This is a genomic window from Streptomyces sp. NPDC058457 (assembly GCF_042720695.1).
Lineage (GTDB): Bacteria > Actinomycetota > Actinomycetes > Streptomycetales > Streptomycetaceae > Streptomyces.
This window is the reverse complement of the sequence record NZ_JBHXLU010000024.1, coordinates 41,191-67,778: the sequence shown is the minus strand read 5'-3', so window position 1 is coordinate 67,778 and position 26,588 is coordinate 41,191. Positions and strand designations below refer to the sequence as shown.

General features: G+C 71.7%; 26 protein-coding genes. 11 read left to right on the top strand and 15 right to left on the bottom strand.

What is annotated here, in order from left to right; genetic code table 11:
- Nucleotides 1–15: 15 nt before the first annotated feature.
- The 6 genes from ACFWPS_RS20660 to ACFWPS_RS20635 form a co-directional block, all read right to left on the bottom strand.
- Nucleotides 16–720, bottom strand: a complete 705-nt coding sequence (locus tag ACFWPS_RS20660) for a GntR family transcriptional regulator (protein WP_383707101.1) — start codon at nt 718–720, stop codon at nt 16–18.
- A 30-nt stretch (nt 721–750) separates the two neighbouring features.
- On the bottom strand, nt 751–1,752 hold the full coding sequence (locus ACFWPS_RS20655; protein ID WP_383707099.1) for a proline racemase family protein: 1,002 nt from the start codon (nt 1,750–1,752) through the stop codon (nt 751–753).
- Between the two features lie 40 nt (nt 1,753–1,792).
- Nucleotides 1,793–2,689 carry a dihydrodipicolinate synthase family protein gene (locus ACFWPS_RS20650; protein WP_383707097.1) on the bottom strand — a complete coding sequence of 299 codons (897 nt, stop codon included), beginning with the start codon at nt 2,687–2,689 and terminating at the stop codon, nt 1,793–1,795.
- An 82-nt stretch (nt 2,690–2,771) separates the two neighbouring features.
- On the bottom strand, nt 2,772–4,196 hold the full coding sequence (locus ACFWPS_RS20645) for an FAD-dependent oxidoreductase (RefSeq protein WP_383707095.1): 1,425 nt from the start codon (nt 4,194–4,196) through the stop codon (nt 2,772–2,774).
- Complete coding sequence (locus ACFWPS_RS20640; RefSeq protein ID WP_383707093.1) at nt 4,189–4,488, bottom strand: (2Fe-2S)-binding protein; 300 nt, start codon at nt 4,486–4,488, stop codon at nt 4,189–4,191. The genes ACFWPS_RS20645 and ACFWPS_RS20640 overlap by 8 nt, the downstream gene beginning before the upstream one ends.
- On the bottom strand, nt 4,485–5,636 hold the full coding sequence (locus tag ACFWPS_RS20635; RefSeq protein WP_383707091.1) for an NAD(P)/FAD-dependent oxidoreductase: 1,152 nt from the start codon (nt 5,634–5,636) through the stop codon (nt 4,485–4,487). The genes ACFWPS_RS20640 and ACFWPS_RS20635 overlap by 4 nt, the downstream gene beginning before the upstream one ends.
- Nucleotides 5,637–5,780: 144 nt before the next feature.
- Here ACFWPS_RS20635 and ACFWPS_RS20630 point away from each other — a divergent pair, with 144 nt between their 5' ends.
- Nucleotides 5,781–6,146, top strand: a complete 366-nt coding sequence (locus ACFWPS_RS20630; RefSeq protein WP_383707089.1) for a cupin domain-containing protein — start codon at nt 5,781–5,783, stop codon at nt 6,144–6,146.
- Between the two features lie 58 nt (nt 6,147–6,204).
- Here the strand turns inward: ACFWPS_RS20630 and ACFWPS_RS20625 are convergent, their stop codons facing one another.
- Nucleotides 6,205–7,611: a VWA domain-containing protein gene (locus ACFWPS_RS20625; protein WP_383707087.1), complete on the bottom strand. Its 1,407-nt coding sequence runs from the start codon at nt 7,609–7,611 to the stop codon at nt 6,205–6,207.
- The gene (locus ACFWPS_RS20620) at nt 7,608–8,465 is read right to left on the bottom strand and encodes an AAA family ATPase (protein WP_383707085.1); all 858 of its coding nucleotides are present in this window, start codon (nt 8,463–8,465) and stop codon (nt 7,608–7,610) included. The genes ACFWPS_RS20625 and ACFWPS_RS20620 overlap by 4 nt, the downstream gene beginning before the upstream one ends.
- A gap of 181 nt (nt 8,466–8,646) precedes the next feature.
- Between ACFWPS_RS20620 and ACFWPS_RS20615 the strand changes: the two genes are divergently transcribed.
- From ACFWPS_RS20615 to ACFWPS_RS20595, 5 genes are read left to right on the top strand one after another with little or no spacing between them, the layout of a single operon-like run.
- Nucleotides 8,647–9,219, top strand: a complete 573-nt coding sequence (locus ACFWPS_RS20615) for a TetR/AcrR family transcriptional regulator (protein ID WP_383707083.1) — start codon at nt 8,647–8,649, stop codon at nt 9,217–9,219.
- A gap of 59 nt (nt 9,220–9,278) precedes the next feature.
- Complete coding sequence (locus ACFWPS_RS20610; RefSeq protein WP_383707081.1) at nt 9,279–9,959, top strand: ABC transporter permease; 681 nt, start codon at nt 9,279–9,281, stop codon at nt 9,957–9,959.
- Nucleotides 9,956–10,627 (top strand): ABC transporter permease, encoded by a 672-nt coding sequence (locus ACFWPS_RS20605; RefSeq protein ID WP_383707079.1) that lies wholly within the window; start codon nt 9,956–9,958, stop codon nt 10,625–10,627. Before ACFWPS_RS20610 ends, ACFWPS_RS20605 begins: the two co-directional genes overlap by 4 nt.
- Nucleotides 10,624–11,562, top strand: coding sequence for an ABC transporter substrate-binding protein (locus ACFWPS_RS20600; protein ID WP_383707077.1), 939 nt, complete (start codon nt 10,624–10,626; stop codon nt 11,560–11,562). Before ACFWPS_RS20605 ends, ACFWPS_RS20600 begins: the two co-directional genes overlap by 4 nt.
- Before the next feature lie 55 nt (nt 11,563–11,617).
- Nucleotides 11,618–12,214: a hypothetical protein gene (locus ACFWPS_RS20595; protein ID WP_383707075.1), complete on the top strand. Its 597-nt coding sequence runs from the start codon at nt 11,618–11,620 to the stop codon at nt 12,212–12,214.
- Between the two features lie 20 nt (nt 12,215–12,234).
- Here ACFWPS_RS20595 and ACFWPS_RS20590 read toward each other — a convergent pair whose 3' ends face one another.
- The 7 genes from ACFWPS_RS20590 to rhaI form a co-directional block, all read right to left on the bottom strand.
- Nucleotides 12,235–13,389, bottom strand: coding sequence for an ATP-binding cassette domain-containing protein (locus ACFWPS_RS20590; RefSeq protein WP_383707073.1), 1,155 nt, complete (start codon nt 13,387–13,389; stop codon nt 12,235–12,237).
- Between the two features lie 9 nt (nt 13,390–13,398).
- Nucleotides 13,399–14,082: a lactate utilization protein C gene (locus tag ACFWPS_RS20585; RefSeq protein WP_383707071.1), complete on the bottom strand. Its 684-nt coding sequence runs from the start codon at nt 14,080–14,082 to the stop codon at nt 13,399–13,401.
- Nucleotides 14,079–15,581, bottom strand: coding sequence for a LutB/LldF family L-lactate oxidation iron-sulfur protein (locus ACFWPS_RS20580; protein WP_383707069.1), 1,503 nt, complete (start codon nt 15,579–15,581; stop codon nt 14,079–14,081). The genes ACFWPS_RS20585 and ACFWPS_RS20580 overlap by 4 nt, the downstream gene beginning before the upstream one ends.
- The gene (locus ACFWPS_RS20575; RefSeq protein WP_383707067.1) at nt 15,578–16,333 is read right to left on the bottom strand and encodes a (Fe-S)-binding protein; all 756 of its coding nucleotides are present in this window, start codon (nt 16,331–16,333) and stop codon (nt 15,578–15,580) included. The genes ACFWPS_RS20580 and ACFWPS_RS20575 overlap by 4 nt, the downstream gene beginning before the upstream one ends.
- 119 nt (nt 16,334–16,452) lie before the next feature.
- The gene (locus ACFWPS_RS20570) at nt 16,453–17,898 is read right to left on the bottom strand and encodes a rhamnulokinase family protein (RefSeq protein WP_383707065.1); all 1,446 of its coding nucleotides are present in this window, start codon (nt 17,896–17,898) and stop codon (nt 16,453–16,455) included.
- Nucleotides 17,895–19,934 (bottom strand): bifunctional aldolase/short-chain dehydrogenase, encoded by a 2,040-nt coding sequence (locus tag ACFWPS_RS20565; protein WP_383707063.1) that lies wholly within the window; start codon nt 19,932–19,934, stop codon nt 17,895–17,897. Before ACFWPS_RS20565 ends, ACFWPS_RS20570 begins: the two co-directional genes overlap by 4 nt.
- A gap of 120 nt (nt 19,935–20,054) precedes the next feature.
- Entirely contained in the window at nt 20,055–21,224 is a 1,170-nt protein-coding gene (gene rhaI, locus ACFWPS_RS20560; protein ID WP_383707061.1) for an L-rhamnose isomerase, read from the bottom strand.
- A 315-nt stretch (nt 21,225–21,539) separates the two neighbouring features.
- Between rhaI and ACFWPS_RS20555 the strand changes: the two genes are divergently transcribed.
- The 5 genes from ACFWPS_RS20555 (at nt 21,540) to ACFWPS_RS20535 (ending at nt 26,575) form a co-directional block, all read left to right on the top strand.
- Nucleotides 21,540–23,057 carry a sugar ABC transporter ATP-binding protein gene (locus ACFWPS_RS20555; RefSeq protein WP_383707059.1) on the top strand — a complete coding sequence of 506 codons (1,518 nt, stop codon included), beginning with the start codon at nt 21,540–21,542 and terminating at the stop codon, nt 23,055–23,057.
- The gene (locus ACFWPS_RS20550) at nt 23,054–24,094 is read left to right on the top strand and encodes an ABC transporter permease (RefSeq protein ID WP_383707057.1); all 1,041 of its coding nucleotides are present in this window, start codon (nt 23,054–23,056) and stop codon (nt 24,092–24,094) included. Before ACFWPS_RS20555 ends, ACFWPS_RS20550 begins: the two co-directional genes overlap by 4 nt.
- Complete coding sequence (locus tag ACFWPS_RS20545; protein WP_383707055.1) at nt 24,087–25,064, top strand: ABC transporter permease; 978 nt, start codon at nt 24,087–24,089, stop codon at nt 25,062–25,064. The genes ACFWPS_RS20550 and ACFWPS_RS20545 overlap by 8 nt, the downstream gene beginning before the upstream one ends.
- Before the next feature lie 90 nt (nt 25,065–25,154).
- Nucleotides 25,155–26,237 (top strand): rhamnose ABC transporter substrate-binding protein, encoded by a 1,083-nt coding sequence (rhaS, locus tag ACFWPS_RS20540; RefSeq protein WP_383707053.1) that lies wholly within the window; start codon nt 25,155–25,157, stop codon nt 26,235–26,237.
- A 17-nt stretch (nt 26,238–26,254) separates the two neighbouring features.
- Nucleotides 26,255–26,575, top strand: coding sequence for an L-rhamnose mutarotase (locus ACFWPS_RS20535; RefSeq protein WP_383707051.1), 321 nt, complete (start codon nt 26,255–26,257; stop codon nt 26,573–26,575).
- Nucleotides 26,576–26,588: the final 13 nt, after the last annotated feature.

Here is a 26,588-nt window from a genome sequence, read left to right as displayed (position 1 = left end):
AGTTCGCAGGAGCGCTCAGCCTTGCTCGGGCTGCCGGGCCGCCCACAGGCCGCGGACATGGCCCAGATGGCGGGTCATGATCTCGTGCACGGCCCGCTCGTCACGGGCCAGCAGGGCGTCGAGGAGCTCCAGATGCTCCTCGGCGGAGGCCTTCAGACGTCCCGCCGCCACCAGCGCCGTCAGCCCGTACAGCCGCGAACGGCGCCGCAAGTCCCGTACCACCTCGACGAGATGGTCGTTGCCCGCCAGCGCCAGCAGCCCCAGATGGAAGGCCAGGTCGGCCTCGACGTACGCGATGAGGTCGCCCTTCACGGCCGAGGTGACGATCTCCAGGGCCACCGGGCGCAGCGCCTCCAGGTCACCCGGGTCGGCGGTCGCCGCGAGGGCGACGGTCGTCGGAATCTCGATCAGGGACCGGACGTGCGTGTACTCGTCGAGCTGCTTCTCGGAGACGGCGGTGACCCGGAACCCCTTGTTCGGCACGATCTCGACCATGCCCTCCTTCACCAGCTCCAGCATCGCCTCGCGCACCGGGGTCACGGAGACGCCCAGACGGGGGGCGAGCCCCGGCGCCGAGTACACCTCGCCGGGGCGCAGCTCACCGGCGATCAGCGAGGCACGCAGGACGTCCACGACCCGTTCCCGGAAGTTCGGTTTCCGGCCGCCGAGCGACGGAATGGCGGGAGTGACGGTGGGCGGGCTGCTGGGCCGGTCGGCCATGGTGGAACTCCTGGAGGGTCGTCGAGGGGATCAGAGTACGAAGCCGGCCGGGAACGGGTCGGTCGGGTCCAGCAGATACTGGGCGGTGCCGGTGATCCAGGCACGGCCGGTGAAGCTGGGCAGGACCGCGGGGAGGCCCGCCACCTCGGTGGTGCCGAGGAGCCGGCCGGTGAACCGGGTGCCGATGAACGACTCGTTCACGAACTCGGTGTCCAGGGGGAGTTCGCCGCGGGCGTGCAGCTGCGCCATCCGCGCGCTGGTGCCGGTGCCGCAGGGGGAGCGGTCGAACCAGCCTGGGTGGATGGCCATCGCGTGCCGGGAGTGGCGGGCCGTGGCGCCGGGTGCGATCAGGTGGACGTGGTGGCAGCCGCGGATGGACGGATCCTCGGGGTGGACAGGCTCCGCCTCCGCGTTGATCGCCTCCATGAGGGACAGGCCGGCCCGCAGGATGTCGTCCTTTCGGGTGCGGTCGAAGGGGAGGCCGAACTCGTCGAGGGGGAGGATGGCGTAGAAGTTGCCGCCGTATGCCATGTCATATGTCACCGACCGCCCGTCAGCGAGCACGATCTTCCGGTCCAGCGCGACGGAGAACGACGGCACGTTTCGCAGCGTGACGCTCCTCGCCGCGCCGTCCTCCACCGCCACCTCCGCGACGACCAGGCCGGCCGGGGTGTCGAGCCGGATGGTGGTGACCGGCTCCACGACCTCCACCATCCCCGTCTCCACGAGCACGGTCGCCACGCCGATCGTGCCGTGCCCGCACATCGGCAGATAGCCGGAGACCTCGATGTAGACCACACCCCAGTCGCAGTCGGGCCGGGTCGGCGGCTGCAGGATCGCCCCGCTCATCGCGGAGTGCCCGCGCGGCTCGTTCATCAGCAACTGCTTGATGTGATCGCGGTGTTCACGGAAGTACAGCCGCCGCTCGTTCATCGTCGCGCCGGGGATGGTCCCGATCCCGCCGGTGATCACCCGGGTGGGCATGCCCTCGGTGTGCGAGTCGACGGCGTGCAGGACGAGTTTGCTGCGCATGACGCTCCTGGTGGGTCGGGGAACCGGGGCACGTCGCCGGTCACGCCAGTCCGGCCGCGACGGCCTTCTCGGTGGCCGCTCGGACCGCGGCCGCCTGCTCGGGCAGCAGCGGCACGCGCGGCGGGCGGCAGGCGCCGCCGTGCCGGCCGACGATGTCCATGGACAGCTTGATGGCCTGGACGAACTCGACCCTGGAGTCCCAGCGCAGCAACGGATGCAGCTGCCCGTACAGCCGCCTGGCGGTGTCCAGGTCCCCGCCCACCGCGGCGCGGTACAGCTCGACCGACGCGGCCGGCAGCGCGTTGGGGTAACCGGCCACCCAGCCCTTGGCACCCGCGATCGCCAGCTCCAGCAGCACGTCGTCGGCCCCGATCAACAGGTCGAGTTCCGGGGCCAGTTCGGCCAGCCGGTAGGCGCGTCGGACATCGCCCGAGAACTCCTTGACGGCCTGGACGTACCCCTCGCCGTGCAGCTTGGCGAGGAGCTCGGGCACCAGGTCGACCTTGGTGTCGATGGGGTTGTTGTACGCCACGATCGGCACCCCCGCCCTGGCGACCTCCGCGTAGTGCGCCAGCACCGAACGCTCGTCGGCGCGGTAGGCGTTGGGCGGCAGCAGCATCACGGCCGCGCAGCCGGCGTCCCGGGCCTGCTCGGCCCAGCGACGGGCCTCGGCCGACCCGTAGGCGGCGACCCCGGGCATGACCCGCGCCCCGCCGACCGCGGCCACGGCGGTCTCGACGACCTTGGCGCGTTCCTCGGGGGTGAGCACCTGGTACTCACCGAGCGAGCCGTTCGGTACGACGCCGTCGCAGCCGTTTCCGACCAGCCAGGCGCAGTGCTCGGCGTACTTGTCGTAGTCGACGGAGAGGTCGTCGCCGAGCGGGAGGGCGGTGGCTACGAGGACGCCTCGCCAGGGGTGGGGGTGAGGGGTGGACATCGGGGTTCCTCCGGGGGGTCCGGGCGATCGGGGTGGGCTGGGCGATCGGGGCGATCGGGGTGGTCGGGTGGTATGTGACATATCACTGTTCGTCGTCGTCGTCGGCGCCGCCCGCCTGCGCGAGCACCCCGAGCGGCACCGGCCGGGCGAACGGCCTGCGTGCCGCCGTCTCCGGGCAGCCGGCGAGCCCGGCGACCGCCGGCCCGCACATCCGCCCCTGGCACCAGCCCATCCCGGCCCGGGTGAGCAGTTTGACGGTCCGTACGTCTCCGGCGCCCAGCTCGGTCACGGCCCGCCGGACCGCCCCGCCGGTGACCTCCTCGCAGCGGCAGACGACCGTGTCGTCCGTGACCTGCTCGGCCCAGTGCGCGGGCGGCGCGTAGGCGTCGTCCAGCGCCGCGGCGAACCGCCGCAGACCCGCACGGGCCCGGTCGGCCCCCGCCCAGTCGCGCGGGTCCGGCTCCCGGCCCGAGAGCCGTGCGGCAGCCGACCGGCCCGCGATGTGGCCCTCGGCGAGGGCGAGGACCGCGCCGCCGACGCCGGTGGCCTCGCCGGCGGCCCACACTCCCGGCACGTCGGTGCGCTGCTCGTCGTCCACCTGCACCGCGACTCCGTCGATCCGGCAGCCCAGGCCCTCGGCGAGGTCGGTGTGCGGGAGCATGCCGTGCCCGACGGCCAGGGTGTCGCAGCCGATGCGCCGGCGGGTGTCCGGCCGTACCCGGCCCGCGGTGTCGAGCGCGGCGACGGTGACGGCTTCGAGCCGCTGGTCGCCGTGCGCCTCGACCACGGTGTGGTGGACAAGGGCGCGTACTCCGTGCCGCAGCAACCGGGCCGCGTAGTGGGCGCCTTCGGCGAGTTTGGCCGGCTGGGCGGCCAGCGCCGGTGAGCGCCGTACGAAGGCCCGCGGGTCGGCGGAGTCCACCAGGGCCGCCACCCGGGCGCCCGCCGCCGCGAGCCCGGTCGCTACCGGCAGCAGCAGCGGCCCGGTGCCGGCGACGACGGCCGTACGCCCCGGCAGCACCAGTCCGCCCTTCAGCATGGCCTGCGCCCCGCCCGCCGTGACGACACCGGGGAGCGTCCAGCCGGGGAACGGCAGCACCTTCTCGTAGCCGCCGGTCGCGAGCAGTACCGCGTCCGCACGCACTTCGACGGGCCGCTCCTGCTCGGGGCCGAGCAGCGCGTGCACGGTGAAACCGGACCGCCGCCGCGTCACGCACCACACGTGATGGTCCCGCAGATGGGCGACCAGGCCTGCCGTGACGTGCCGGTCGAGCCCGTCGCGCAGCCGCTCCCAGTCGCGCCACCGGTGATGCAGCGCCTGCGGGCGGCGGGCGCCGAGCCCGGCGGCGGGCTGCCGGTAGAACTGACCGCCCGCCTCCGGCGCCGCGTCGATCAGGGTGACGAGCAGTCCGTGCCGGGCGGCGGCCAGGGTGGCGGCGAGACCGGCCGGGCCCGCGCCGATCACGGCGAGCCGGGGTGACGTCTCCGGTCGGCTCGCCTCAGTCATCGTGCCCCGTGCCCCGCTGCGTTCGGATCGCATCGCCCGGATGCACGGGCACCACACAAGCCCGTTGGTTGGGGCGGCCGTTGACGGTGACCAGGCAGTCGAAGCAGACGCCGATCCCGCAGAAGACCCCGCGCGGACGGCCCTCGCCGCGGGTGGTCCGCCAGGACGTGACACCGGACGCCCAGAGCGTGGCCGCGACCGTCTGGCCGGGCAGTGCCGGGAGCTCGCGGCCGTCGAAGGTGACGGTGAAGGCGGGGCCCGGCCGGGCCTGTGCCAGCTCCAGGGGATTCATCCGGCCTCCTCGCCGAAACGCTCGGGACGGAACGGGGTCAGATCCAGCTCGGGCTTCTTGCCGCTCAGCACCTGGGCGATCAACTGCCCGGTACCGGTGGCGAGTCCGATTCCCGCTCCCTCGTGCCCGCAGGCGTGCAGGAGGCCCGGCGCACGGGGGTCGGGGCCGATCGCGGGGAGGTGGTCGGGCAGGTACGGGCGGAAACCCAGGTAGGTGCGCATCGCCCGCACCCCGGACAGGAACGGGAACAGCCGGGTGGCGCCCGCCGCCAGCGCCCGTACGGCCGGCAGGGAGAACGACCGGTCGAAGCCGACGCGTTCCCGGCTCGCGCCGATCAGGACCGGTCCGGCCGCCGTGCCCTCGACGACCGGCGAGGTCTGCAGGGTCGCCGAGTCGCTGGCCACGTCGGCCACATAGTCGGCGGCGTACACCTTGTGCCGTACCCGGCGCGGCAACGGTTCGGTGACCAGGACGAAGCCGCGCCGGGGGAGGACGGGGAGGTGCACACCGGCGAGGGCGGCCACCTCGCCGCCCCAGGTCCCGGCCGCGTTCACCACGGCCGGGGCGTGGACGTCGCCGTGGTCGGTACGGACACCGCGTACGGCACCGTCGGCGCCGCGCAGCACCTCCGTCACCGTACGGCCGGTCGACAGGCGGGCGCCGGAGGCCCGTACGAGGTGCGCGGCGGCCAGCGTCGGCATCACCTGGGCGTCCTGGGGATAGCGCACTCCACCCGCCAGGCCGGGTGCCAAGTACGGTTCCAGCTCGCGGAGTTGATCCGAGCCGACACTCTCCGCCGTCACCCCGGCGGCCCGTTGCCCGGCCGCGAACCGCTCCAGGGCGGCCAGCCCTGCGGGATCGGCGGCGACGACCACCCCTCCCTTGGGCTCGTACTCGATCCGGTCACCCAGTTCCCCGGCCAGGCCGGTCCACAACCGGCCGGACAGCAGGGCGAGTTCGAGTTCGGGCCCGGGCCCCTTGTCGGAGACGAGCAGATTGCCCTCGCCCGCCCCGGTCGTGCCGCCGGCCACCGGGCCGCGATCCACCACGACGACGTCCAGGCCCGCCCGGGACGCGTACAGGGCGCAGGCGGCGCCTGCCATGCCTGCCCCGATCACCACGACGTCGCAGGTCAGTCGCATGCTCACAGCAGTAATATGTCACATGGCACACACCGAAGGAAGACCGCGACCGGCTACATCGCGGTCCGCCACCGTCGGGACGAATGGCGCCGCCGAGTTGACAGGAAGACGATGGAGTGGTGGACGGGAGTTCGAAGGGAGGACACCGTCATGCTGGAGATCAAGACGGTCGACAAGCCGGACGAGCGGCGCGACTTCCCCCGCGGCCACCTGGAGGCCGTGCACATGACCGGCCTCGACTTCGCCATCGGCACCTTCGAGCCGGGCTGGCGCTGGTCGGAGTCGGTGGCGCCGATCGCGGGCACCGAGAGCTGCATGGTCCACCACAACGGCTATGTGGTGCAGGGCAGGATGCACCTCGTCATGGACGACGGCGGTGAGGGCGAGATCGGCCCCGGCGACGTCTTCGTCCTTCCGCCGGGACACGACGCCTGGGTCGTGGGAGACGAGCAGTGCATCGTGCACGACTTCGCCGGCGGCATGGCAACGGACTACGCGAAGGCCAAGGAGGGCTGAGGAGGGCCGGGGTGCCCGGCGGGTGCCGTCACCGTCCGTAGGTGACGGCACCCGTGTGTCACACCGGCAGCAGCCGCGCGATCAGCCCGCCGAGCTGGCGGGCGGTGCGGCACTCGTGCATCTCCACCAGTTCCGCGTAGTCGGGCGCGGCCGAGTCGCCGGTGCCCCACAGGGAGTGCGGCTCGGGGTTCAGCCAGTAGACGCGCCGTGCCCGTCCGGCGATCCGGCGGATGGCGGCGAGGTTCGGGTCGAGGTTGTTGGTGCGGGCGTCGCCGAGCACGAACACCGTGGTGCGCGGGCCCACCGCGGCGTCGTACCGCTCCGCGAACTCGCCGAGCGCGACCCCGTAGTCGCTGCTGCCGTGCCAGCCGGTGAGCGTCGCCTCGGCGCGGATCCGGGCGCCCAGCCCCTCCGGGTCGGCCCGGCCGTGCTCCAGGAGGCCGGTCACCTCGTCGATCCGGTTGACGAAGGCGAAGACCCGGATCTTGCTGAACTGGTCGTGGAGCGCCTGCACCAGCAACATCGTGAAGTCGGAGAACCCCGACACCGAGCCGGAGACGTCACACAGCAGCACGAGCTCGGGGCGGACCGGCCGGCGCCGGCGCAGTACCGGTCGCATCGGCACCCCGCCCGTCGACAGCGAGCCGCGCAGGGTGCGCCGCAGGTCGATGGAGCCCCGTGCGGCCCGGCGGCGGCGCGCGGCCAGCCGGGTGGCCAGCTTCCGGGCCAGCGGCTGTACGGTCCTGCGCAGCTCGGTGAGCTGGTCCCGCCCGGCGGACAGGAAGTCCACCCGGTCGGCGCTCGGCGCCACCGCCCGCCGGGCGATCCGGTCCCGTCCGCGCCGCTCGGCCACCCGCCGCCGGGCCTCCGCGGCGACCATGCTCCGGAAGTCCTCGATCCGCCGCCTGATCTCGTCGTCGAGCAGCCGGTCCGCGAACCCCGTTCCTGCGCCCCGCGCCCTGACGTCCGCCCGCACCCGCGCGAGCAGCGTCTGCGGCCGTAGCCGGTCCAGGGTCTGGTACGACGACCAGCCGTCCGAGCCCGGCGAACTCCCGTATCCGCCCAGGCCGTCCACGGCCTCGGCCGCCAACTGCCGCAGCAGCGCGGTGTCGTCGTCCGCCAGCGCTGCCGCGAGCCGCTCCCGCAGCTCCTCCCGGTCGCCGGACCCACCGCCGGAGGCACCACCGGGCCCGCCCACCCCGCGCGGGAAGTAGAGGTCGAAGACCTGGTCGAACACGGCCCGTTGGCCGGTGCCGTGCAGCAGGGTCGCGGCCAGCCCCTCGCGCAGCAGCTCCCGGTCCGCCAGCCCCAGTGCGGCCACCGCCCGGCCCGCGTCCACGGTCTCCCCGGTGCCGATCCGCACCCCGTGCGCCCGCAGCGCGCCGGCCAGACCCGTCAGCCGGTCGGCGAGGTCGGCCGGGGTGTCGGTCGGAGTATCGGTCGGGACGTCGGCCGGTGTGCTCACAGCGCGTCCAGGTCCAGCTTGGCGGCCGCCTTCTGGATGTCGTCCTGGTGCTTGAGGATCACGCCCAGGGAGTCCCGTACGACCTGCTCGTCCAGCGTGTCGGCGCCCAGGGCCAGCAGGGTGCGCGCCCAGTCGATGGTCTCCGCCACCGACGGGACCTTGCGCAGGTCCATCGCCCGCAGCGCCCCGACCACCCGGACGACGGACTCGGTGAGCGCCTCGGTGAGCTCCGGCACCTTCAGCCGTACGATCCGGCGCTCCAGCTCCTCGTCAGGGAAACCGATGTGCAGGAACAGGCAGCGGCGGCGCAGCGCCTCGGACAGTTCGCGGCTGGCGTTGGAGGTGAGCACGACGAAGGGGCGGCGGGTCGCGGCGACCGTGCCCAGCTCGGGGACCGTCACCTGGAAGTCGCTGAGCACCTCCAGGAGCAGGCCCTCCACCTCGACGTCGGCCTTGTCGGTCTCGTCGATCAGCAGCACCTTCGGGTCGTCGCCCCGGATCGCGGTGAGCAGCGGGCGGGGGAGCAGGAACTCCTCGCTGAAGATGTCGGTGCGGGCCTCGTCCCAGGTCTCGTCCCGGCCGGCGCTGATCCGCAGCAGCTGCTTGGCGTGGTTCCACTCGTACAGCGCCCGGGACTCGTCGACGCCCTCGTAGCACTGCAGCCGTACCAGCCGGGCCCCGGCCACCGCGGCCACGGCCTTGGCCAGCTCGGTCTTGCCGACTCCGGCGGGGCCCTCGACGAGGAGCGGTTTGCCCAGCCGGTCGGCCAGGAAGACGGTGGTGGCGACGGCGGGGGAGGCGAGGTAGCCGGTCTCCGCGAGGCGCGCGGAGACGTCGTCGACGGAAGTGAACAACGGGGCCTCCGGCTGATCAGGGTCGTGGCACGCGCGCAGGCACAACGCACGCGGGGAACGCGCAGGCACAACGCACGCGGGGAACAGGTCCGGGTTCCTATCTAAGCGCTTGTTCACCTCCCCTGCCACCCTGTATACCGATCGGTTTCCTCACAGTGGCCTGCGCGGTAACCTCGGCCGTATGGCCACCACAGACAAGGCGTCCCCCCGGGACCGGCTCCTCGACGCCGCCGCCGAGCTCTTCTACCGCGACGGCGTCTCCATCGGAGTCGAGGCGCTGTGCAGGTCGGCCGGGGTCTCGAAACGCTCGATGTACCAGCTCTTCGACAGCAAGGACGAAGTGCTGGCCGCCAGCCTGGAGCGGCGCAGGCCCTGGTACGAGGCCCAGCTCAGGTCCCCCGACGCCGAGACGGCCACCCCGCGCGAGCGGATCGGGTACGTGTTCCGGCGGGTGGAGGAGAACGCGGCGGCCCCCGGCTACTGCGGCTGCCCGTACCTCGCCGTCCTGGTCGAACTGAAGGACGGCGAGCATCCCGCGAGCGTGGTGGCCCGAGCCGCCAAGGAGCTGCTGCAGGGCTACTTCGAGGAGCAGGCCGAACAGGGCGGTGCGGCGGATCCGGCCCTGCTCGCCCGGCAGCTCATGCTGATCTTCGACGGGGCCAGCGCCCGGGCCGGTGCCCACATCGAGCACCTCGACGACGGGCTGGTCACCCGGACGGTTACCACACTGCTGGACGCGGCCGGCCTGAAGTAGCCGCCCGGACGGATCACCACAACGCGCCGGGCCGGTCGCCCACCCGATGCAATGGAGGCGTGACCGCGCCCCCGGACGACTGCCTCGCGCGCAACGAGTGGATCTGCGGCGCCTATCTGACCAGCCGCCGCCAGATCCTCCTCGACGCCGTCGGCCAGCACCTCCGGCTCACCGCGGTCTCGGTGCTCCTCGGACTCGTCATCGCCGTGCCGCTGGCCGTACTGGCCCGCCGCTGGCGCTGGTCGGCCGGCCCCGTCCTCGGCGTCACGACCATCCTCTACACCATCCCGTCCCTGGCGATGTTCTCGCTGCTCCTGCCCCTGTACGGGCTCTCGGCCACCCTTGTCGTCGCCGGACTGGTGCTCTACTCGCTGACCCTGCTCGTCCGCAACATCCTGGCCGGCCTGCGCGCCGTCCCCGAGGAGACCCGGCAGGCCGCCCGGGGCCTCGGCTACGGCCCGATCCGCCTCCTGCTCACCGTCGAACTGCCCCTCGCGCTGCCCGCCGCGATGGCCGGCCTGCGCATCGCCACCGTCTCCGCGGTCTCGCTGGTCACCGTCGGGGCGATCGTCGGCTTCGGCGGACTCGGCAACCTGATCTACGCCGGCATGAACACCTACTTCAAGGCCCAGGTGCTCACCGCCTCCGTGCTCTGCGTGCTGATCGCCGTCGCCGCCGACCTGCTGCTGCTCGGGGTGCAGCGGCTGCTCACCCCGTGGACGCGGGCGGCCCGCGCGTGAAGACGCTCACCGACGCCTGGGCCTGGCTCACCGACTCCGCGCACTGGGCCGGCGACGACGGCATCGGGCACCGGCTGCTCCAGCACCTCGTCCTCACCGTCGTCTGCCTCGTCATCAGCTGCCTGATCGCACTCCCGGTCGCACTGGTCCTCGGCCACCTCGGCAAGGGCGGCGCGCTCGCCGTGAACATCTCCAACGTCGGCCGGGCCGTCCCCACCTTCGCCGTCCTGGTGCTGCTCCTCCTCACCCCGATCGGCAGCTGGGGCGAGGGCCCCACCGTGGTCGCCCTGGTGCTGTTCGCCGTACCGCCGCTGCTCACCAACGCCTACGTCGGCATGCGCGAGGTCGACCGGAGCATCGTGCAGGCCGCGCGGGGGATGGGGATGACCGGGCGACAGATGTTGTTCCACGTGGAACTGCCCCTTTCGCTCCCCCTGGTCCTCGCCGGGGTGCGGATCGCCGCCGTCCAGCTCGTCGCCACCGCCACCATCGCCGCGCTCGCCGGCGGCGGCGGACTCGGCCGGATCATCGCCGCCGGCTTCAACCTGGCCAGTACGCCCATGGTGGTCGCCGGAGCGATCCTGGTCGCCGTGTTCGCCCTGATCGTCGAGGGCGTCTTCGAACTCGCCGAACGGCTCGCCCCGGTCTGGCTGCGGGGCTCACGATGAGACTCCGTACGGCGGCCTGCGCCGTACTCCTCACCCTCACCGCATGCACCACCGGCCCCTCCCTGGAGAACCGCGGCGCGGTCACCGCACCCCCGGGCGACAGCAAGCACCTGACCATCGGCTCCGCCGGCTTCACCGAGAGCGACCTGCTCGCCCAGATGTACGCCCAGCTTCTCCACCAGGCCGGGTACAAGACCTCCCTGATCACCGTCGCCAACCGCGAACTTTACGAACCCGCCCTGGAATCCGGGCAGATCGACGTCGTCCCCGAGTACGCGGCCACCTTCGCCGACTGGCTCAACGCCAAGACCAACGGCCCCGACGCGCCACCCGTCGGCTCGCCCGACCTCACCACCACGATGAAGGCACTGCGCCGACTCGCCACACCCCGCGGCCTCACCGTCCTCGACCCGGGGCGGGCGGTGGACCAGAACGCCTTCGCGGTCACCGCCGCCTACGCCCGGCAGCACCACCTCAGGACACTCGGCGACCTCGGCGCCTCGGGGCTGAAGGTACGGCTCGCGGCCGGCGACGAATGCGTGCAACGGCCGTACTGCGAACCGGGACTGAAGAAGGTCTACGGCATCGACATCACCGGCGTCGACCCCAAGGGCGTCGGCACCACCCAGGCCAAGCGGGCCGTGCAGAACGGGCAGGACCAGATGGTGCTCACCACGACCACCGACGCGACGCTCGACCAGTTCGGGCTGGTCCTCCTCGCCGACGACAGGCATCTGCAGAACGCCGACTACGTCGTCCCGGTCGTCAACCGCGCCCGCGCCGGCAGCGAGCGGGTGACGAAGGCGCTCGGCAGGCTCAACGACGTCCTGACGACCGCCGACCTGGCCGCGATGAACCAGCAGGTCGACAGCTGGCGGCGGCTGGCCCAGGACGTGGCCCGGACCTGTCTGCGGGACAAGGGCCTGCTGAAGTGACGGCCGTGAGGCGACGGCCGGGCCCGTTGTCAGTGGCGGGCGGTACGTTCTGGGTATGGGGATCTACCTGGTGAGCATCGGTGCGCAGGAGTGGCTCGACGGCGACGAGGCCGAGGGCGGCAAGGGCAACCTCGCCTCCGCCCTCGACGAGGAACTGCGACGCCGCGGGCTGGCGCCGTACGAGTCGGTGCCCGAGGCGGCCGCCTTCGTCCGCGGCTCGGGGCTGTCGTTCGAGGAGAAACTGGTGCCGCCCATGGACGGGTTCGGCGCACTGTGCCGGGAGCACCTGTCGCCGGAGGAGGGGGACCTGCTGCTGGGCTGGTCGGTGCTGGTGCCCTTCTCGCTCGACGAGGAGATCCGGCTGCCCCTCGCCTCCGCCTACACCGACGAGACGGTGGTCGCCGGCGCACCCGAGGTGCTCGCCCTCGCACAGCGGCTGGCGGCGGCGATCGGGCTTCCCGTCCACCGGATACCGGAGGCCTGCGACAACCTCGACCTGACGATGTGGTTCCTGGACGGCCCGGCGAAGGACGTGGCCGCCGCCCACCCGGGCCCTTGGGGCGAGGACCTGGACGCCGCCTTCTACGTCGCGCTGTACCTGCGGGCCGCCCAGCACTCGCTGCGCCGCGGCTGCCCGCTGACGTACTGCTGACGAGCACCGGACCCCACCGGTCAGACGTCGGAGACCGAGTCGAACGGCACCTGACCCCGCGAGACACCACGCGCGTCCGCGTCCACCGAGCGGCGCAGCGCCTCATGCAGCTTGGCCGGGGTCAGCACGCCGAGGAAGCGCGAACCGTCCAGCACCGCGACCCACCCGGCGTCGTACTGGAGCATCACCCCGAACGCCTGCTTCAGCGGGGCACCCACCGGTACCCACGCGGTCATCCGGTGGACGAGCTCGCCGATCGTGCCGCCCGCCGCCAGCTCGTCCCGGCCCACCCAGCCGTGCAGGTCGCCGTGCGTGTCCAGGACCACCGCCCAGCGGGCGCCCTCCGCGCGCAGCCGCCCCGCGGCGCTCTCGGCGGACTCGTCCAGGCGGGCGACCGGCGGCTGCTCCAGGTCGTCCGGCTCGACATCGGTCACCGACAGCCGCTTCAGCCCGCGGTCCGCGCCCACGAACCCGGCCACGTACGGTGTGGCCGGCCTGCCCAGCACCGCCCCCGGTGTGTCGAACTGCTCGATCCGCCCCCGCCCGTACACCGCGATGCGGTCGCCGAGCCGCACCGCCTCCTCGATGTCATGGGTGACCAGCAGCACGGTCTTGCGCACGGCGGCCTGCATCCGGAGGAACTCGTCCTGCAGCTGTTCCCGCACCACCGGGTCGACCGCGCCGAACGGCTCGTCCATCAACAGCACCGGGGGATCGGCGGCGAGCGCCCGGGCCACGCCGACGCGCTGCCGCTGGCCGCCGGAGAGCTGGTCCGGGTAGCGCGGCCCGTATGTCTTCGGGTCCAGGCCGACGAGGTCGAGGAGTTCGGCGGCCCGGGCCCGGGCGGCGGCCCGTTTCCAGCCGAGCAGGGCCGGGACGGTCGCGGTGTTGTCCAGGATCGTGCGGTGCGGGAACAGGCCCACCTGCTGGATGACATAGCCGATCCGGCGCCGCAGCCGCACCGGGTCGACGCCCGCGACGTCCTCGCCGTCGACGAGGATCCGGCCCGAGGTCGGTTCGATCAGCCGGTTGACCATCATCATCGTCGTGGTCTTGCCGCAGCCGGAGGGGCCGACGAGCGTGACGAGTTCGCCCTCGGCCACCTCGAAGGAGAGGCCGTCCACCGCGGTCGTCCCGTCTGGGTACCGCTTGGTGACCTGCTCGAACCGGATCATTCCCACACGTTAACCGCGAGTTTCGCGGACCGCCTGCCCGTCGAGCTGGGCGCCCGGCCGGTCGCCGCCGACGAGCACCACCTCCAGAGTGCGCGGACCATGTACCCCCTCGACCCGGTCCAGCTCGATGTCGCTGGTGGCCGACGGACCGGAGATCCAGGTCAACGGCCGGGCCGGGTCGAGTCGTTCGAGAGCCTGGGGCACGGAGGACACGACCTGCTCCGGGACCCGTACGACACAGATGTGGTGATCGGGGACCAGGGTGATCCGGCGGCGGCCCTGGTCCGGGCCGCCGTCCAGCACGATCGTCCCGGTCTCGGCGATCGCCACCGCACAGCCGGTGACCACGCTGCCGACCCGGTCGAGTTCGTGCGGGGTGGTCTCAGCGCTGTCCGGGGACTGCTCGGCCGTGGTCGCTGTCAGCCACTCCGGGGGGAGCCCGGTGGGTACGGCCACCGACCTCGAACCGCGCTCGGCGACCAACCGCCCGATCGTGGCGGCCAGTTCGTCCTCCGTGCACCGGTGCACGACCGCCCGGTAGTCCGCCAGGTTCTCGGCCAGCAGATCGACCGTCTCCGCGACACTCCGTGTGCCGTGCTCGCGCAGATACGCCCGCTCGACGGGCCCCTCCTCGTCCCGTACCTCGGCCAGCGCCCGTCGCACCCGGCCGAGGATCCGCTCCCTGCTGCTCACTTCGCTCCGTCCTTTCCGCCGCCGGTCCGCTGCCACCAGTCCCGGAACGGCTCCGCCGGTACGGCGGGCAGGTCCCGGGTCCCGCTCCACGCCCTGCCGGGGCCCGGCAGCGTACGGGGATGCAGCCGGCGGCTGCGGGAGGCGAGCCGCTGGCCGGTGCGCAGGGCGGCCGGGTGCGAGAACGCCCAGCGGGCCGCACGCATCGCCGCCCGCTCGGCCGCGTGTCCCTTGGCCGGCTTGAGCAGCACCTTGTTGCCGTTCCGGATCGCCTCGCCGCCCTCCACGACCCGCTCGCGCAGATGCACCAGCACCTCGGGGATGTCGATGGCGACCGGGCAGACCTCGTAGCAGGCCCCGCACAGCGACGAGGCGTACGGCAGGGAGGCGTCGATCTCGCTTGCGGTGCCCCTCAGCTGGGGGCTGAGGATGGCGCCGATCGGGCCCGGGTAGACCGAGCCGTAGGCATGGCCGCCCGCCCGCTCGTACACCGGGCAGACGTTGAGGCAGGCCGAGCAGCGGATGCAGCGCAGGGCCTGGCGGCCGACCTCGTCGGCGAGGGTGTCGGTGCGGCCGTTGTCCAGGAGCACCAGGTGGAAGGTCTGCGGCCCGTCGCCGTCGGTGGTGCCGGTCCAGGTCGAGGTGTACGGGTTCATGCGCTCGGCGGTGGAGGAGCGGGGGAGGGTCTGCAGGAAGACCTCCAGGTCCCGCCAGGTCGGCACGATCTTCTCGATGCCGACGACCGAGATCAGCGTCTCGGGGAGGGTGAGACACATCCGCCCGTTGCCCTCGGACTCGACGACGACCAGGGTGCCGGTCTCGGCGACCATGAAGTTGGCGCCGGAGATGCCGACCTTCGCGCGCAGGAACTTCTCACGGAGGTGGAGCCGGGCCGCCTCGGCGAGTTCGGCCGGGGTGTCGGTGAGGCCCTCGGGTGCGGGGCGCCCCCACTCGCCCATCTCCTTGCGGAAGATGTCCCTGATCTCGCCCCGGTTGCGGTGGATGGCGGGGACGAGGATGTGCGAGGGCCGGTCGTGGCCCAACTGCACGATCAGTTCGGCGAGATCGGTCTCGTAGGCCCGGATGCCCTCGGCCTCCAGCGCCTCGTTCAGCCCGATCTCCTGCGTGGCCATCGACTTGACCTTCACGACCTCCGATTCACCGGTCTCCCTGACCAGTTCGGTGACGATCCGGTTCGCCTCGTCGGCGTCGGCGGCCCAGTGGACCGTTCCGCCCGCGGCGGTCACCGCCTCCTCCAACTGGACCAGATAGCGGTCGAGATGCAGGAGCGTGTGGTCCTTGATCCGCCTGCCCGCCTCGCGCAGTGCGGCCCAGTCGGACACCTCGGCGACCGCCTTGGCCCGCTTGGCACGGATGGTGTGCGTGGCGTGGCGCAGGTTCCCGCGCAGGGTGGGGTTGTTGACGGCCTCGTGCGCGGCCTTCGGGAAGGCTGGGTGGGTGGGCGGGGGAAACACAGGCATCCCCACGAATGTCCCGCTCATACGGCCGGCTCCTCCTCCGTGCTCGCCAGGATCTCCGCGATGTGCATCGGCCGCATCCCGCTGCCGAGCCGGGTCATGGTGCCGCCGATGTGCATCAGGCAGGAGTTGTCGGCCGCGCACAGCACCTCCGCGCCGGTCGACTCGGCGTTGCGCACCTTGTCGGTGCCCATCGCCGCCGAGACGTCGGAGTTCTTCAGCGCGAACGTGCCGCCGAAACCGCAGCACTCCTCGGCGCCCGGCAGCTCCACCAACTCCAGGCCCTTGACGGCCTGGAGGAGGCGGCGGGGGCGGTCGGCGAGGCCGAGACTCCGCAGCCCGTGGCAGGTCGGGTGGTATGTGACATAGTGCGGATAATATGCCCCGACGTCCGTCACCCCCAGGACGTCCACCAGGAACTCCGTCAGCTCATACGTCTTCGGCACCACCGGCGCCAGCGCCGCGGCCAGCCCGCTCCCGCGTCCCTCCGCCCCCGCCCGCTCGCCCATCCTCGGGTACAGCTCCCGCACCATCGCCCCGCAGGATCCGGACGGGGTCACGATCGCCTCGTACTCACCGAAGACATCGGAGAAATGCCGAGCCAGTGGTTCCGCCTCATGGCGGTAGCCGGTGTTGTAGTGGGCCTGCCCGCAGCAGGTCTGCGCCATCGGGAAATCGACCTCGACGCCCAGCCTGGTCAGGAGTTTCACCACGGCACGGCCGGTGTCCGGATAGAGCGTGTCGTTGACGCAGGTCAGGAAAAGGGCGACACGCATCGCGGCTCCTCGAGGTCGATCATCGGATGAGTGCAGCGTAATGGGCGGGTGCGATCAGCGGGAGACCCGGTCGCGGTGCGGCGAGTCCTGAGCCGTCTCCCGGTGACCGGTGGGCCTGGTCACCGGGCGGTCAGCCGTGCCTCGGCCGCCGCCCAGCGGGCGGTGCCGCCGCGTGGCGCGTACCGGGTCAGTGGCTGGGTGCGGACGAGCAGCCGCCGCATGCCGGCGAGATCGCCGACGAGACCGTGCGTACGGGCCTGGACCAGCACGTTCCCGAGGGCCGCCGCCTCCGTGGGCCCCGCCACGACCGGCAGCCCGCAGGCGTCGGCGGTGAGCTGGCAGAGCAGCGCGTTGCGGGTGCCGCCGCCCACCACGTACACCGTGTCCACCGGATGGTCCGCGAGCCGCTGCGCCTCCGTGACCGCCCGCCGGTGGGCGAGTGCCAGGGAGTCGAGGATGCACCGGGTGATCTCACCGGGCGTCCCCGGCACCGGCTGCCCCGAGGCCCGGCAGGCCTCGGCGATCCGCTCCGGCATCCGGCCGGGGGCCAGGAACGCGGCGTCCCCCGCGTCCACCACCGACCGCAGCGCCGGCACGCCGGCCGCCTCCCGCAGCAGCCCGCCCAACTCCGGCTCGCCCCAGGCCCGTACGCACTCCTGGAGCAGCCACAGCCCCATGATGTTGCGCAGATAGCGGACCGTGCCGTCGAGCCCCAGTTCGTTGGTGAAGTTGGCGGCCCGGCTCTCCTCGGTCAGCACCGGCGCGGTGAGTTCGAGCCCGGCCAGTGACCAGGTGCCGGTGCAGATGTACGCGAACCGCTCACCGTCCGCCGGTACCGCGGCCACCGCCGACGCGGTGTCGTGGGAGCCGACGGCGGTCACCGGCACCGGCCCGCTCAGCCCCGTCTCCTCAAGCACCTCGGGCCGCAGCACCCCGGCCGGATCCCCGGGCCGCCGCAGCGGCGCGAACAGCCCGAGGCCGATCCCCAGCCGGTCCGCGACCTCGTACGACCAGTCGCGCGTCCGGGGATCGATCAGCTGGGTGGTGGAGGCATTGGTCAGCTCGGTGCCCTGCTCGCCGGTCAGCCAGTAGGACAGCAGATCCGGGATCAGCAACAGGCGCTCGGCGTGTGCGAACTGGGCGCTCGACCGGGCGGCCACCAGCTGGTACAGGGTGTTGAAGGGCGCGTACTGCAGTCCCGTGCGGGCGTACAGCTCCGACGCCGGCAGCGTCGCCCACACCTTCTCGGCGACGCCCTCGGTGCGGGCGTCCCGGTAGTGCACCGGGTTGCCCAGAAGCGCGCCGTCGCCGTCCAGCAGCCCGTAGTCCACGGCCCAGCTGTCGACGCCGACGGAGGCCACCTGCCCGGCGGCCCGCAGTCCCTCCAACACCCCGGAGTACAGGGCGAGTACGTCCCACCGCAGCCCCTCCGGCACCCGCACCGGCCGGTTCGCGAACCGGTGTGCCTCGGCCAGCTCCAGCGAGTCCGGCCCCACCCGCCCGACCATCACCCGCCCACTGGACGCGCCCAGGTCGACCGCCGCATACGACCTCGGCGAGCTCATCGCAGGAACGCGGCCGCCACACCCGCGTCAACGGGCACGTGCAGCCCGGTCGTGTGGGTGAGCTCGCCACCCGCCAGGGCGAACACGGCGTTCGCCACGTGCTCGGGCAGCACCTCGCGCTTGAGGATGGTCCGCTGCGCGTAGAACTCGCCCAGCTTCGCCTCCTCCACCCCGTACACGGCGGCCCGCTGAGCCCCCCACCCCCCGGCGAAGATCCCGGATCCCCGCACCACGCCATCCGGGTTCACCCCGTTGACCCGGATCCCGTGTTCACCCAACTCGGCGGCCAGCAGCCGCACTTGATGAGCCTGGTCCGCCTTCGTCGCCGAATAGGCGATGTTGTTGGGGCCGGCGAAAACGGCGTTCTTGGAGGCGATGTAGACGATGTCACCGCCGATCCCCTGCGCGATCATCACCCGGGCCGCCTCCCGCGACACCAGGAAGGAGCCGCGGGCCATGATGTCGTGCTGGAGGTCCCAGTCCCTCGCCGAAGTCTCCAGGAGCGGCTTGGAGATGGAGATCCCCGCGTTGTTGACGACGAGGTCGACCCCGCCGAAGGCCAGCACGGCGGCCCGGAAGGCGGCGGCGATCTGTTCCTCGTCCGTCACGTCCACGGTGACCGCGACGGCCCTGTCGGCCCCGCCCAGCTCCTCCGCGACCCCGGCCGCGCTCTCCGCGTCGAGATCGGCGACCACGACACAGGCGCCCTCGGTCACCAGCCGGTGCGCGATCGCCTTCCCGATCCCGCTGCCGGCCCCGGTCACCAGCGCGACCCGGGTCGCCAGCGCCTTCGGCCTCGGCAGCCGTTGGAGCTTGGCCTCCTCCAGCGCCCAGTACTCGATCCGGAACTTCTCCGACTCCTCGATCGGCGCGTACGCCGACACGGCTTCGGCTCCGCGCATCACGTTGATGGCGTTCACATAGAACTCACCCGCGACGCGGGCGGTCTGCTTGTCCTTGCCGAAGCTGAACATGCCGACGCCGGGCACGAGCACGACCGCCGGGTCGGCGCCGCGCATGGCGGGGGAGTCGGGCAGGGCGTGCCGCCGGTAGTAGGCGGCGTACTCCTCCCGGTACGCGGCGTGCAGCTCGCGCAGCCGCGCGACCGTCTCGTCCAGCGGGGCAGCGGGCGGCAGGTCGAGCACGAGGGGCCGTACCTTCGTCCGCAGGAAGTGATCCGGACACGACGTGCCGAGAGCCGCGAGCCGCGGATGCTCGGCGCGCGCCAGGAAGTCGAGGACGACCTCGGAGTCGGTGAAGTGCCCGACCTGCGCCCTGTCCTGGGAGGCGATCGCCCGGACGTACGGCGTGAGCGCGGCGGCCCGCTCCCGGCGCTCGGCCTCGGGCAGCGCGCCGTACCCCTCGACGACGGGTCCGAAGGGCTCCGCCCTGCCGCGCTCGGCGAGGAACGCCTCGGCGGTGCGGATGATGTGCAGCGAGTTCCGCTCGCACTCCTCGGAGCTGTCGCCCCAGGCGGTGATCCCGTGCCCGCCGAGGACGCACCCGACGGCCCGCGGATTGGCGGCCTTGACGGCGGCGATGTCCAGGCCGAGCTGGAACCCGGGCCGGCGCCACGGCACCCACACCACGGTGTCCCCGAAACACTCGGCGGTGAGCTTCTCCCCGTCCGCGGCACAGGCGAGCGCGATACCGGAGTCCGGGTGCAGATGGTCCACGTGCGGGGCGTCCACGAGCCCGTGCATGGCGGTGTCGATGGAGGGCGCGGCCCCGCCCTTGCCGTGCAGGCAGTAGTCGAAGGCGGCGACCATCTCGTCCTCGCGCTCGACACCCGGATAGACACCGGTGAGCGCGCGGAGCCGGTCGATCCGCAGCACGGCGAGCCCGCCGTCGGTGAGCGTCCCGAGGTCCCCACCGGACCCCTTCACCCACATCAGCTCGACATCACCACCGGTGACGGGGTCGGTGGCGGTGCCTTTGGCGGACGTGTTCCCGCCGGCGTAGTTCGTATTACGGGGATCAGCACCGAGCCGATGGGACCGGTCGAGCAAGGCCGCGGCTTCGGGGTGGGTGGTCATGAGACTTCCTAAACTTTTTGGAGGAGCAGGAGAACAGTGCGCCCCTTGAGGGGCGCGGGGAACTGCGCGACCAGCCACACCCGGCCCGCAGCCCGCGACGCAACTGGTCAACGCAGACGCTTACGCCCCCCACCCCGCCTGCTGCCCCCCGACCCGTTCGGCAACGATCTTCTCGGCCCACCCGGACCGGCGGTACGCCCCAAGAGGGTCGGGGTCCAACCCCATCTCGTCCCGCACCTCCCTGAGCAACGGCCGTACATCCGTGTCGTACGCATCCATCAGCACCGCATTCGCCCCCAGTACATCCCCAGCAACCTGCGCCTGCGCCAACGCCCCCCGGTCCACCAGCAACGCCTTCGCCGTCGCCTCCTGCACGTTCATCACCGACCGGATGATCGCCGGGATCTTCGCCTCGATGTTGTGACACTGGTCGAGCATGAAGGCCACATCGGCGGTGAACCCGCCCCCACGCGCCACCTCGTACATGATCCGGAACAGCTGGAACGGATCCGCGGCCCCCACCATGAGGTCGTCGTCCGCGTAGAACCGCGAGTTGAAGTCGAACCCGCCGAGCCTCCCCTCCCGCAGCAGCGTGGCGACGATGAACTCGATGTTGGTGCCCGGCGCATGGTGGCCGGTGTCGACCACGACCTGCGCCTTCGGTCCCAGCTTCAGGCAGTGGGCGTAGGCCGTCCCCCAGTCCGGGACGTCGGTCGTGTAGAAGGACGGCTCGAAGAGCTTGTACTCCAGCAGCATCCGCTGCCCCTCGCCCAGCCGGGCGTACACCTCGGCAAGCCCCTCGGCAAGCCGGTCCTGCCGCGCCCGGATGTCGTCCTGGCCGGGGTAGTTGGTGCCGTCGGCGAACCACAGCTTCAGGTCCGCGGACCCGGTCGCGTCCATGATGTCGACGCACTCCAGCAGATGATCGACGGCCTTGCGGCGCACCGCCGCGTCCGGGTGGCAGATGCTGCCCAGGCGGTAGTCGTCGTCCTGGAAGGTGTTGGAGTTGATCGCGCCCAGCTTCAGCCCCCGCTCCCCGGCGTGCTTGGCCAGGTCTGCGTATCCGTCGGAGCCGTCCACCCTGTCCCACGGGATGTGCAACGCGACCGTGGGCGCGACCCCGGTCACGGCGTGCACCTGCGCGGCGTCGTCCAGCTTCTCCTTGGGCGAGCGCGGCACGCCCTGCTGGGCGAACACCTTGAAACGGGTCCCCGAGTTTCCGTACGCCCACGACGGCGTTTCGACGGCCTGGGTCTTCAGCGCGGCCTTCACCGCGGCGAGGTCGGTCACTTCGTGGCTCCTGGGGGATCGGAACGGGGATCGGAACGCGGATCGGAACGCGGATCGGAACGCGGGACCGGAACGACTGAATGGTGAAACGATTCAGAACCGCAAAGTATGAGCCCCTGACAGGGGTGTCAAGCGTTCCGACCAACCCCGTTTTCCGTGACTCCGCCGTGACCTTAGGCTATCGAAATTTTTTCGATACGGACCCATTGACGTGACATGCCCGTGGTGTCTACGGTCCCGGCAATCCAGTTGAAACCTTTCACGACGCGGTGGGGTCGGCCAGTGCCGTCTCGCCGGTGTCGTCGAGGAGCCCCCATGACCCACCCGTCCGACACGGGACCGGCCCCGGTGCTGGCTCTGAAGGACGTCTCCAAGTCCTTCGGCGCCGTACGCGCCCTGCGGGACGTCTCCCTGGAGCTGTTCCCCGGCGAGGTGCACGCCCTCGCCGGGGAGAACGGCGCGGGCAAGTCGACGCTGATCAAGACCCTTGCCGGAGTGCACCGACCGGACGCCGGCCAGGTGCTGCTCGACGGCGAGCCCGTCGTCTTCCATGGCCCCGGCGACGCCCGCGACGCCGGAATCGCCGTGATCTACCAGGAACCCACGCTCTTCCCCGACCTGTCGATCGCCGAGAACATCTTCATGGGCCGGCAGCCCCGGCGTGCCCTCGGCCGGATCGACCACAAGGCCACCCGCGCGGCCACCACCGCCCTGATGAAGCGGCTCGGCGTCGCCCTCGACCCCGACCGCCCCGCCCGCGGCCTGTCCATCGCCGACCAGCAGATCGTCGAGATCGCCAAGGCGCTCTCCTTCGACGCCCGGGTCCTGATCATGGACGAGCCGACGGCGGCCCTGACCGGCAGCGAGGTCGCCCGCCTCTTCGGCGTCGTCCGCGCCCTGCGGGACCAGGGAGCCGCGGTGCTTTTCATCTCGCACCGCCTTGAGGAGATCTTCCGGATCTGCCGGCGGGTCACCACCCTCCGGGACGGCGCCTGGATCGCCAGCGAGTTCGTCGACGGCATGACCGAGGACGACCTCGTACGCCGGATGGTCGGGCGCGACCTGGCCGAGCTGTACCCCAAGCAGGACGTCCGCCCCGGCGAAGTCGCCCTGAGCGTCCGGCGGTTGACCCGCGAAGGGGTCTTCACGGACGTCTCCTTCGAGGTGCGGTCCGGAGAGATCGTCGGCCTCGCCGGACTGGTCGGCGCCGGCCGCACCGAGGTCGCCCGCGCCGTGTTCGGAGTCGACCGCTGGGACGCCGGCGAAGTCGAGGTCAGGGGGCGGAGACTGACCAACGGCGCACCCTCCGTCGCGATGTCCGCGGGCCTCGCCCTCGTCCCCGAGGACCGCCGCGCCCAGGGCCTCGTGATGGACATGTCCATCGAGCGGAACATCGGCCTGACCGGACTGCGTACGACCGCCAGGGCGGGCCTCGTCGACCGGGGCGCCGAGCGCAGCCGGTCCCTCGACTGGGCGGTCCGGCTCCAGGTGAAGTACGCCCGGATCGCCGACGCCGTCTCCACCCTCTCCGGCGGCAACCAGCAGAAGGTCGTCCTCGCCAAATGGCTCGCGACCGGGCCGCAGGTGCTGATCGTCGACGAGCCGACCCGTGGCATCGACGTCGGCACCAAAGCCGAAGTCCACCGGCTCCTCGGCGAGTTGGCCGCCGACGGGGTCGCCGTCCTGATGATCTCCTCCGACCTGCCCGAGATCCTCGGCATGGCCGACCGCGTGCTGGTGATGCACGAGGGCCGGATCACCGCCGAGATCCCGCGCTCCGAAGCCAGCGAGGAAACCGTGATGGCCGCAGCCACGGGGAGGGCCGCCGCATGACGGTGACCACCTCCGAACAGACCCCCGTCGCCGAGACGCCCGGGTCCGCCGGGACCCGGCTCGTCGACCGCGTCTTCAAGATGCGCGAACTCGCCATCCTGGCCGTCTTCCTGGTGATGATCGCGGTCACCCAGGCGGGCAACAGCGAGTTCCTCTCCGCACAGGGCATCAAGGACCTGCTGCTCAACGCCACCATCCTGGTGCTGGTCGCCACCGGCCAGTCCCTGGTGGTGATCACGAGGAACGTCGACCTGTCCGTCGGCTCCACCCTCGGCATCACCGCCTTCGCCGCCGGCGACTACCTGCACGGCGGCGGCAGCACGGTCGTCGCGATCCTGCTCGCCGTGCTGCTCGGCATCGGCTGCGGACTGCTCAACGGGCTGCTCGTCAGCCTCGGCCAGGTCCCGGCGCTGGTCGTCACCCTCGGCACGCTGTACATCATCCGGGGCGTCGACTCCATCTGGGTGGGCTCCCGGCAGATCACGGCCGGCGACCTGCCCGGTTCCTTCGTGGACTTCGGCTCCGGCGGCCTCTCGGCCGTCCCCTGGCTGGCCCTGATCGCCCTCGCGGTCCTGGTCGCCACCGCCTACTACCTCAAACACTTCGGGAGCGGACGGGAGTTGTACGCCCTCGGCTCCAACCCGGAGGCCGCACGGCTGGCCGGCATCCCGGTCCGCAGGCGGATCCTCACCGCCTACACCTTCTGCGGCGCCCTCGCCGGGCTCGCCGGAGCCATGTACCTGGCCCGGTTCGGGAACGTCGACTCCAGCACCGGCAACGGCTACGAACTCACCGTCGTGAGCGCCGTGGTGGTCGGCGGCGTGGTCTTCACCGGCGGCTCCGGGAGCGTGTACGGCGCCGCGCTGGGCGCGCTGCTGCTCACCTCCGTCAACAGTGTGCTGCCGGCCCTCGGGGTCAGCTCCGTGTGGGTCCTCGCCATCAACGGCTTCCTGCTGCTGCTCGCCATCGCCGTCGACCGGATCGTCGCGTCGCGGGTGGCCTCCGCCCTGAAGAAGAGGAACGCCCGCCATGCCTGACTCCCTGACACGCGCGGTCCGCTGGGACACGGTCGTCGGTGCGCTGCTGATCGTCCTCCTGCTGCTGTCCTTCGGCTTCGTCGACGGCTTCGGGAACTCCCTCAACCTGTCCTTCCTGATCGGCAACACGCTGCCCATCGCGCTGATCGCCCTGCCGATGACCCTGCTGGTCGTCGCCGGTGAGATCGACCTCTCGGTCGCGTCGACCGCCGGGCTCTCGGGCGCCGTCATGGGCAAGCTCTGGAACGAGGGCATGGCCATCGAGACGATCATCCCGCTGTGCCTGCTGCTGGGGGTGGTCTGCGGGCTGGTCAACGGACTGCTGGTGACCCGGCTGGGACTGCCCTCGCTCGCCGTCACCATCGGCACGCTCGCGGCCTACCGGGGCATCGCGCAGATCGTCCTCGGCTCCGACGCGGTGACCGACTTCCCCACGCAGTACCTGGACTTCGCGGCGGGGCGGCTGGGCGGCACGTTCCTGCCGCGGGCCTTCCTGCCGTTCCTGGTGCTGCTCGTCATCGCCGTGGTGGTGCTGCACGCCACGCCGTTCGGGCGGTCGCTGTTCGCGGTGGGGGCGAGCGAGGAGGCGGCGCGGTTCGCGGGCATCCGCGTCAAGCGCAACAAGCTCATCCTGTTCGTGGCGACCGGGTTCATGGCCTCTCTGACGGGGGTCTTCTGGGCGCTGCACTACGCGAGTGCGCGGTACGACAACGCGACGGGGCTCGAACTGAGCGTTGTGGCCGCGGTGTTGCTCGGGGGCATCGACTTCGACGGGGGCAAGGGCACGTTGGGCGGCGCGATCGCCGGGGTGTTCCTGCTCGGGGCGTTGCAGAACGTGATGAGTCTGCTGAATGTGTCCGCGCAGTCTCAGATCGTCGTGACCGGTGTGTTGCTTGTCGTCTCGGTGCTGGGGCCCAAGGTGGCCCGTCAGGTCGCGTTGGCTCGGCAGAGGGCTGCCAGGGCCGTTTGAACACTGCGGGCCGTGTGTGGCTGGTCGCGCAGTTCCCCGCGCCCCCAAGAGGGGGCGCTTCCAAAGCCGTTACTGAAAAAGGAACCCGTCATGCGTAAGTCGTCCCTCCGGCGTGCCTGTGTGACCCTCGCCGCCGTCTCCTCCCTCGCTCTCGCCGCCACCGCCTGCGGCGGTACCACCAAGAACAACTCCGGCAGCGACGAGTCGGCCGCCGCCACCTCCACCGCCAAGGCCGACCCGAACGCGGCGCTGAAGAAGGGCCTCACCGTCGGGTTCCTGCCCAAGCAGGTCAACAACCCCTACTTCACCTCCGCCGACAAGGGCGGTGAGAAGGCGCTCACCGAACTGGGCTCCAAGTACAAGGAGGTCGGGCCCTCCAGCGCCACCGACACCTCCGGGCAGGTCAGTTACGTCAACACGCTCACCCAGCAGCAGGTCAATGCGATGGCCGTGTCCGCCCAGGACCCCGGTGCCCTGTGCACCGCGCTCAAGCAGGCCATGAGCAACGGCATCAAGGTCGTCACCTACGACTCCGACACCAACGCCGGCTGCCGCAACGCCTTCGTCTCGCAGGCCAGCGCCGAGGACCTCGGCCGTACCGAAGTGCAGCTGCTCGCCGAGCAGATCGGCTACAAGGGCGAGATCGCGATCCTGTCCGCCGCGCAGACCGCGACCAACCAGAACACCTGGATCGGGTACATGAAAGAGGAGCTGAAGGACCCGAAGTACAAGAACGTCAAGCTGGTCAAGATCGCCTACGGCAACGACGACGCCCAGCAGTCCTTCCAGCAGACCCAGGGCCTGCTCCAGCAGTTCCCGGACCTCAAGGGGATCATCTCCCCGACCACCGTCGGCATCAAGGCGGCCGCCCAGTACCTGTCCGGCTCCAAGTACAAGGGCAAGGTCAAGCTGACCGGCCTCGGCACGCCCAACGACATGCGCCAGTACGTCAAGAACGGCACCGTCGACGCCTTTGAGCTGTGGGACCCGGCCAAGCTCGGCGACCTCGCCGCCCGCACCGCCGTCGCGCTCGTCTCCGGGCAGATCACCGGCAAGGAGGGCGAGACCTTCAAGGCCGGCGACACCACCTACACCATCGGCAAGGACGGCGTGATCAACCTAGGCAAGCCGACCGTCTTCGACGCGAAGAACATCGACCAGTTCAACTTCTAGGAGCCGGGCGGTACTTCATGCAGCGCGTCTGTTTCCTCCTCAAGGTCCGGCAGGACCGCCTCGCCGAGTACCGCGAACGCCACGCCGCCGTGTGGCCGGAGATGCGCGAGGCGCTCTCCGCCACCGGCTGGCACAACTACTCGCTCTTCCTGCGCGACGACGGCCTGCTGGTCGGCTACCTGGAGACCGAGGACTTCGAGGCCGCCCGCGCCGGTATGGAGGCCACCGAGGTCAACGCCCACTGGCAGGCCGAGATGGGCCCCTTCTTCGAAGCCCTCGACGGCACCCGGCCCGACGAGGCGATGAAACCGCTCACCGAGGTGTTCCACCTCACCTGACCCGTCCCCCCCA

Coding starts and splice junctions, on each gene's coding strand:
- ACFWPS_RS20660 (WP_383707101.1), bottom strand. CDS start 720: ATGGCCGACCGGCCCAGCAGCCCGCCCACCGTCACTCCCGCCATTCCG.
- ACFWPS_RS20655 (WP_383707099.1), bottom strand. CDS start 1,752: ATGCGCAGCAAACTCGTCCTGCACGCCGTCGACTCGCACACCGAGGGC.
- ACFWPS_RS20650 (WP_383707097.1), bottom strand. CDS start 2,689: ATGTCCACCCCTCACCCCCACCCCTGGCGAGGCGTCCTCGTAGCCACC.
- ACFWPS_RS20645 (WP_383707095.1), bottom strand. CDS start 4,196: ATGACTGAGGCGAGCCGACCGGAGACGTCACCCCGGCTCGCCGTGATC.
- ACFWPS_RS20640 (WP_383707093.1), bottom strand. CDS start 4,488: ATGAATCCCCTGGAGCTGGCACAGGCCCGGCCGGGCCCCGCCTTCACC.
- ACFWPS_RS20630 (WP_383707089.1), top strand. CDS start 5,781: ATGCTGGAGATCAAGACGGTCGACAAGCCGGACGAGCGGCGCGACTTC.
- ACFWPS_RS20615 (WP_383707083.1), top strand. CDS start 8,647: ATGGCCACCACAGACAAGGCGTCCCCCCGGGACCGGCTCCTCGACGCC.
- ACFWPS_RS20600 (WP_383707077.1), top strand. CDS start 10,624: ATGAGACTCCGTACGGCGGCCTGCGCCGTACTCCTCACCCTCACCGCA.
- ACFWPS_RS20595 (WP_383707075.1), top strand. CDS start 11,618: ATGGGGATCTACCTGGTGAGCATCGGTGCGCAGGAGTGGCTCGACGGC.
- ACFWPS_RS20590 (WP_383707073.1), bottom strand. CDS start 13,389: ATGATCCGGTTCGAGCAGGTCACCAAGCGGTACCCAGACGGGACGACC.
- ACFWPS_RS20580 (WP_383707069.1), bottom strand. CDS start 15,581: ATGAGCGGGACATTCGTGGGGATGCCTGTGTTTCCCCCGCCCACCCAC.
- ACFWPS_RS20575 (WP_383707067.1), bottom strand. CDS start 16,333: ATGCGTGTCGCCCTTTTCCTGACCTGCGTCAACGACACGCTCTATCCG.
- ACFWPS_RS20570 (WP_383707065.1), bottom strand. CDS start 17,898: ATGAGCTCGCCGAGGTCGTATGCGGCGGTCGACCTGGGCGCGTCCAGT.
- ACFWPS_RS20565 (WP_383707063.1), bottom strand. CDS start 19,934: ATGACCACCCACCCCGAAGCCGCGGCCTTGCTCGACCGGTCCCATCGG.
- ACFWPS_RS20555 (WP_383707059.1), top strand. CDS start 21,540: ATGACCCACCCGTCCGACACGGGACCGGCCCCGGTGCTGGCTCTGAAG.
- ACFWPS_RS20550 (WP_383707057.1), top strand. CDS start 23,054: ATGACGGTGACCACCTCCGAACAGACCCCCGTCGCCGAGACGCCCGGG.
- ACFWPS_RS20545 (WP_383707055.1), top strand. CDS start 24,087: ATGCCTGACTCCCTGACACGCGCGGTCCGCTGGGACACGGTCGTCGGT.
- rhaS (WP_383707053.1), top strand. CDS start 25,155: ATGCGTAAGTCGTCCCTCCGGCGTGCCTGTGTGACCCTCGCCGCCGTC.
- ACFWPS_RS20535 (WP_383707051.1), top strand. CDS start 26,255: ATGCAGCGCGTCTGTTTCCTCCTCAAGGTCCGGCAGGACCGCCTCGCC.